Source organism: Yersinia sp. 1252 StPb PI (genome assembly GCF_048593885.1).
Taxonomy (GTDB): Bacteria; Pseudomonadota; Gammaproteobacteria; order Enterobacterales; family Enterobacteriaceae; genus Yersinia; species Yersinia enterocolitica_E.
In genome coordinates this window covers 1-5,112 of sequence record NZ_JAZGQE010000247.1, presented here as the reverse complement: position 1 = coordinate 5,112, position 5,112 = coordinate 1, and the positions used below count along the sequence as shown (strand labels likewise).

Here is a 5,112-nt window from a genome sequence, read left to right as displayed (position 1 = left end):
ATAAATTTCATTTTATAGCCCACTAAAATATAAACCCATCACAAATGTTAAAAATAATGTCACCAATTGTTTTATTGAGTTTGAAATGTCTTTATAAATTATAGGCGCTTATTTTATTTTTCTGTCTGAGGTCGTTAATGGGCGTATAAACACAACACCATTGTCTTCAGGCACTGCCGAAATTCTGCTTAATCTTTCTTACATCAAGTTTAAATTGTCACCATGTTCATAAAGCTCGTGTTCGTAAGACACAGAGTGGAAAAACACCTTATGCCGTGTTAAAACTAAACGGCATCTTTAAGATAAAATATCAGCCTGAATTACGAGTGTTACATAAAGTTAGAGACAGTAGCGGATAACAGTCCCAGCACGGTAACGTGCTCAATTAAAAAAGGATATGTATATGGAATTGTGTGTGGCGAGTGTTACTGATATTGAACAAGTCATGGCATTACTAAAAAAATACCATGTAGCAACGATTAATGAAGATGATAAAAAAGAGGGTTTTGTTACCACACAGATGACACAACAACAGATGTTATCACTGGTGACGGAGGAACAAGGATTATTTATCGCCAAGAAAGAGGGGAATGTGGTGGCTTTTGTTATGGCTGCATCCTGGCAATTCTGGTCTCCCTGGCCATTGTTCGAACATATGATAAATAAATTAGATGAGAATACCTTTGCTGGACAAACATTGTCTGTCGAAAACTCCTATCAGTATGGTCCCATTTGTATAGACCAATCCATGCGCGGTAGCGGTGTACTTCAGCAGCTTTTTGCTTTCTCTTTGGAAAAAATGTCTACACGCTTTCCTATTCTGATAACCTTTATTAATGAAATAAATCATCGCTCATACGTTGCGCATTCACGTAAGTTGGGATTACAGGTACTGAGTAAGTTTGAATTTAATAATAATCACTATTACTGGATGGCCTGCTCAACCCAGGTACCAAATACCGCAACACCATAAGCAAAAGCTTGCTACAGACCTAACTCGTGTTCTGCAATATCTTCATTTTCTTGCCAGGAAAATAACGGAATTGGCTATTGGTACATTGAAATAGTTGACTCACCCCGTCAGTGGGGCAGAAATAAGAATGCGATTAGCCCCGACAAACAGAACAGGGCTATATCGCAGTCGTCCTCTAGCCTAACTCAATGATAAGGGGCTTCCAGATGTAAATTTTGGGTAGAAAGCAGGGCCTGTTCTATGCGTTCCCATGCCAGCGAAAAGGGTAATCGTGCTGCAATATGCGGAGCAATAACGACGCCCTTAGCAATCTTTTTCACCTGTTCATCATTATGCTTGAATCCCAAATCTTCTAACGTCAACGGGCAGCCAAAACGATGTAATAACGACAATAACTCATCACGATCAGCCTCTTGCTCGTGCTCGATAAACGACTGTACCACCAGCCCGAAGCCGACTTTCTCACCGTGTAGCCAATGGTGAAGCTCTGGCAGACGGGTCATGCTGTTATGGATCGCGTGAGCAATTCCGATTCGTGGAATATCATCAGCCATGCTATTAGCTAAGCCTGCCAGTGCGATAACTGCATCGATCACTTTACGCAGTGCAACACTGACTTCCTGGCGTTGATTAGCTGCGATAGCCTGCTGTCCATAGGTATTAAAGGTATCCAGTGCCTGTTTCGCGACCTGTGACTTTAGTATCAGTGCCAATCCATCATCACCCTTTCGCAGATAAGGAAGAAACTCATACCATTTAGCCAATGCATCGACGATACCTGCATTCAGGTAGCGTGGCGCTGTTCTGGCAATCGTCTGGCTATCGACCAATACCCAGACCGGTAACCGCGTTAAGGATAAAGGGCCGATATGAGCCCCAGCCTCATCATAAATAACGCTAATAGGTGACCATGCGGCACAGGTCGCCGCAATTGTCGGTAGTGTGATTACCGGCAATTGCCCCAATGTCTCCCCTACCGCTTTCGCACTGTCTAATACCCGACCACCGCCTACCCCCAGAATAAGTTCTGAGCCTAGTTGCTGTGCTTGTACAACCAATGCATCAATAGCTGTACGGGTACAATCTCCTGGCAAATAGCTGATATGAAACGAGATATGATGCCGTTGCAGGCTCGTTATCACACTTACTCCCACCGACTGCCAGGCGCGTGGGCTGGTCACGATAAGCACCTTCTGAGCCAATGGCGCAATAAACTGCCCCACTTTCTCAGTCACGCCATCTTGATTCAGGTAATTTTGTGGGGTTTTAATTGCCAGCATGGTTAACTCCTGTAAATAGTATTAGCGCTGCATACCCCAGCGCTTGACGGTCAGTCTCTCTATAGTGGCGAAAATAAGCCCTTCGACCAGTAAACCAATGACGATTACGGTCGCCAGACCGGCAAATACCCTATCGGTATACAGTTCATTGCGATTTTGGAAGATATACCAGCCAAGCCCGCCTTGACCGCTAGACGCACCAAAAACCAGCTCTGCGGCAATGAGCGTGCGCCATGCAAAGGCCCAGCCGATTTTAAGTCCTGACAAAATAGAAGGCAGTGCTGCCGGGATAAGAATATGAGCCACATAGCGCCCACCGCGTAGCCCATAGTTACGACCGGCCATCCGTAATGTGTCCGAAACACCGAGAAAACCGGCGTAGGTATTCAACGCCATCGGCCACATCACCGAATGGATTAGCACAAAAACCAGACTCTTTTCTCCCAGCCCAAACCACAGCAACGCCAGAGGCAGTAGTGCAATAGCAGGCAACGGATTAAACATCGACGTTAGAATATTAAGCAGATCCCGACCAAAACGGGTCGACACCGCTAAAGCACTTAGCCCTAATGCAAACACGCTACCTATGGCATACCCTTTAAGAAGAGTGCTGAGCGAGATAGCAACCTTAGCGGGCAACTCGCCGCTGGCCATATCCTGGGTAAATGCCCGCAGTGTTTGCATAAATCCCGGAAACATTAGGTCATTATCCTGCAAACGTGCAGCCAGTTCCCACAGCGCCAGTAATACCAGTAATACCGTCAACTGGCGTAGCCACTGCTGGTTCCAACAGCGGGTAATGATGGGCAATGGCTGGGTCAACACCACTTCTGGTAGTGGGGCCAGTTCACGCTGATATTCGCAGCGGATCGGGGGTTGAGTGCTCATATGGTTTACCTTGCAGTGGGATCGACGGAGCAGCTTGTGCTTGCTCAGTGGGGAACAGCAGATGATGGATACGCTGTGCGGCGAATTGAAACTCATCGCTACCGTAGTCAGCTAGAGAAAACTGATGGCTGTTCACCTCGGCACAAACCCGCCCAGGATGTGGTGACAGCAGTAATATTCGGCTGCCAACCACCAGCGCTTCCTCAATAGAATGAGTCACAAATAGCAACGTAAAACGTATTTCCTCCCACAGCACCAGTAACTCCTCTTGCATTTTACGGCGCGTCAGTGCGTCAAGCGCGGCAAAAGGCTCATCCATCAGTAATACCTTGGGCTGCNTCGCTAACGCGCGAGCAATGGCTACCCGCTGCTTCATACCGCCCGATAACATATGCGGATAAGCATCGGCAAATCCGGCAAGCCCCACTTTATCCAGGTAGTGTAATGCCCGCTCTCGTGCTTGCTTATGGGTAGCCTGACGACTGGCAACCAGCGGGAACAGCGTATTTTCCAGCACCGTTTTCCACGGGGGCAATTGATCAAACTCCTGAAATACCATCATGCGGTCCGGCCCCGGCTCCACAATGACCTCACCGTCAAGGCGTATCTCTCCGTCAACCGGCGGCAGAAAACCGCCAATCGATTTAAGCAGGCTGGATTTACCACAACCCGATGGCCCCAGCAGAACAAAACGATCGGCAGGATAGACATCAAAACTGACGTCATGTGTTGCACGAACGCGTTTCTGACGGGTTCGATACTCCAAACCCACACCCGCGGCCTGTAATAACGGCTGCGGTGATATTTCATTAATGATGCGGCTCATGCCCCCTCCGGCGTAATTGGGAAAAAGACCGTCTGTCTAGCGTTTTCCAAAGAAACCAACAACTCAGCTACCGGCCCCGTTATGAGCTTCGGCGAAGAAATAGTCCTGCCACGAGTCGGCTTTATTCTTGAGGATACCTAATTGCTGCAACTGGTCAGCGTACACATAGGTGCGCTGTGGTGTGATAGTGAAATCAATTTCTGGGTCTTCAACGATTTTCTTCACCAATTCAGGTGATAAACGCGACTTTTCTACCCGAATATAGGTTTCAGCCGCCGCGGCTTTGTTGGCTTTAACTATCTGAGAAGCTTCAGCCAGCGCATCATAGAAAGCCCGATAGGTTTTAGGATTTTCATCATGAAATTTTTGCGTGGTGTACAGCACATTAAATGTTGCCGGCCCTCCCAGAACGTCATAGGAGCTAAGAATCTTATGTACGTTGCCGTGCTCTAGCGCCTGATATTGGAACGGCGGGCTGGAAAAATGAGCAGAAATTTCAGAGCCACCGGCAATCAACGCGGCATTGGCATCAGGATGGGGCAAACTTACCGTGATGGTATCAAAGCGTTTATAATCGCTATTGCCATACAGTTTGGCGGTTTCAATTTGTAGGGTACGGGACTGGAAACCCACACCGGCAGCCGGTACCGCGATACGGTCTTTTTCACTAAGATCTGCTATCTTTTTTACTGCTGGATTGTTGCTTAGCAGGTAATTCGGCATCGAACCCAGTGACGCTATCGCCTTCACATTCTGACGCCCACGGGTACGATCCCACACTGTAAGCATCGGGGGTACACCCGCAGCCGCAACATCAAGAGCACCAGAAAGCAGTGCCTCATTCATTCCTGTTGCTCCCGAGATAGTGCGCCAGTCAACGTTAATATCCAGCCCTTGCTGTTTACCATGTTTTTCTATCAGTTGTTGATCACGCACCACATCAAGAATCAGATAACCAATACCAAACTGCTGTGCAATGCTAATAGACCCTTCTGCATGTGCACCAAAGGTACTTAGAGCAAGACAAGTGAACGCAAATATACCTGTAACTTTTTTTATCCGTTTTTCTGTTAGTGACTTATTCATTTCCCTGCCTCTTATATGTCCGAATTAAAATTTTAATCATCCTAGGGGGTAAATGACGC

Annotated in this window: 5 protein-coding genes; 1 reads left to right on the top strand and 4 read right to left on the bottom strand. The window is 47.3% G+C overall.

The window, feature by feature from the left end; genetic code table 11:
* Positions 1-403 precede the first annotated feature (403 nt).
* The gene (locus tag V2A85_RS21740) at positions 404-973 is read left to right on the top strand and encodes a GNAT family acetyltransferase (protein WP_372558584.1); all 570 of its coding nucleotides are present in this window, start codon (positions 404-406) and stop codon (positions 971-973) included.
* 185 nt (positions 974-1,158) lie between these two features.
* Here V2A85_RS21740 and V2A85_RS21735 read toward each other — a convergent pair whose 3' ends face one another.
* The 4 genes from V2A85_RS21735 to V2A85_RS21720 form a co-directional block, all read right to left on the bottom strand.
* A complete protein-coding gene (locus V2A85_RS21735) occupies positions 1,159-2,253 on the bottom strand; it encodes an iron-containing alcohol dehydrogenase family protein (RefSeq protein ID WP_420072339.1) in 1,095 nt (364 codons plus the stop codon).
* Between the two features lie 21 nt (positions 2,254-2,274).
* Positions 2,275-3,141 carry an ABC transporter permease gene (locus V2A85_RS21730; RefSeq protein WP_420072338.1) on the bottom strand — a complete coding sequence of 289 codons (867 nt, stop codon included), beginning with the start codon at positions 3,139-3,141 and terminating at the stop codon, positions 2,275-2,277.
* Positions 3,101-3,967 (bottom strand): ABC transporter ATP-binding protein, encoded by an 867-nt coding sequence (locus tag V2A85_RS21725; RefSeq protein ID WP_420072337.1) that lies wholly within the window; start codon positions 3,965-3,967, stop codon positions 3,101-3,103. Before V2A85_RS21725 ends, V2A85_RS21730 begins: the two co-directional genes overlap by 41 nt.
* A 63-nt stretch (positions 3,968-4,030) precedes the next feature.
* Entirely contained in the window at positions 4,031-5,053 is a 1,023-nt protein-coding gene (locus V2A85_RS21720; protein WP_372558580.1) for an ABC transporter substrate-binding protein, read from the bottom strand.
* Positions 5,054-5,112: the final 59 nt, after the last annotated feature.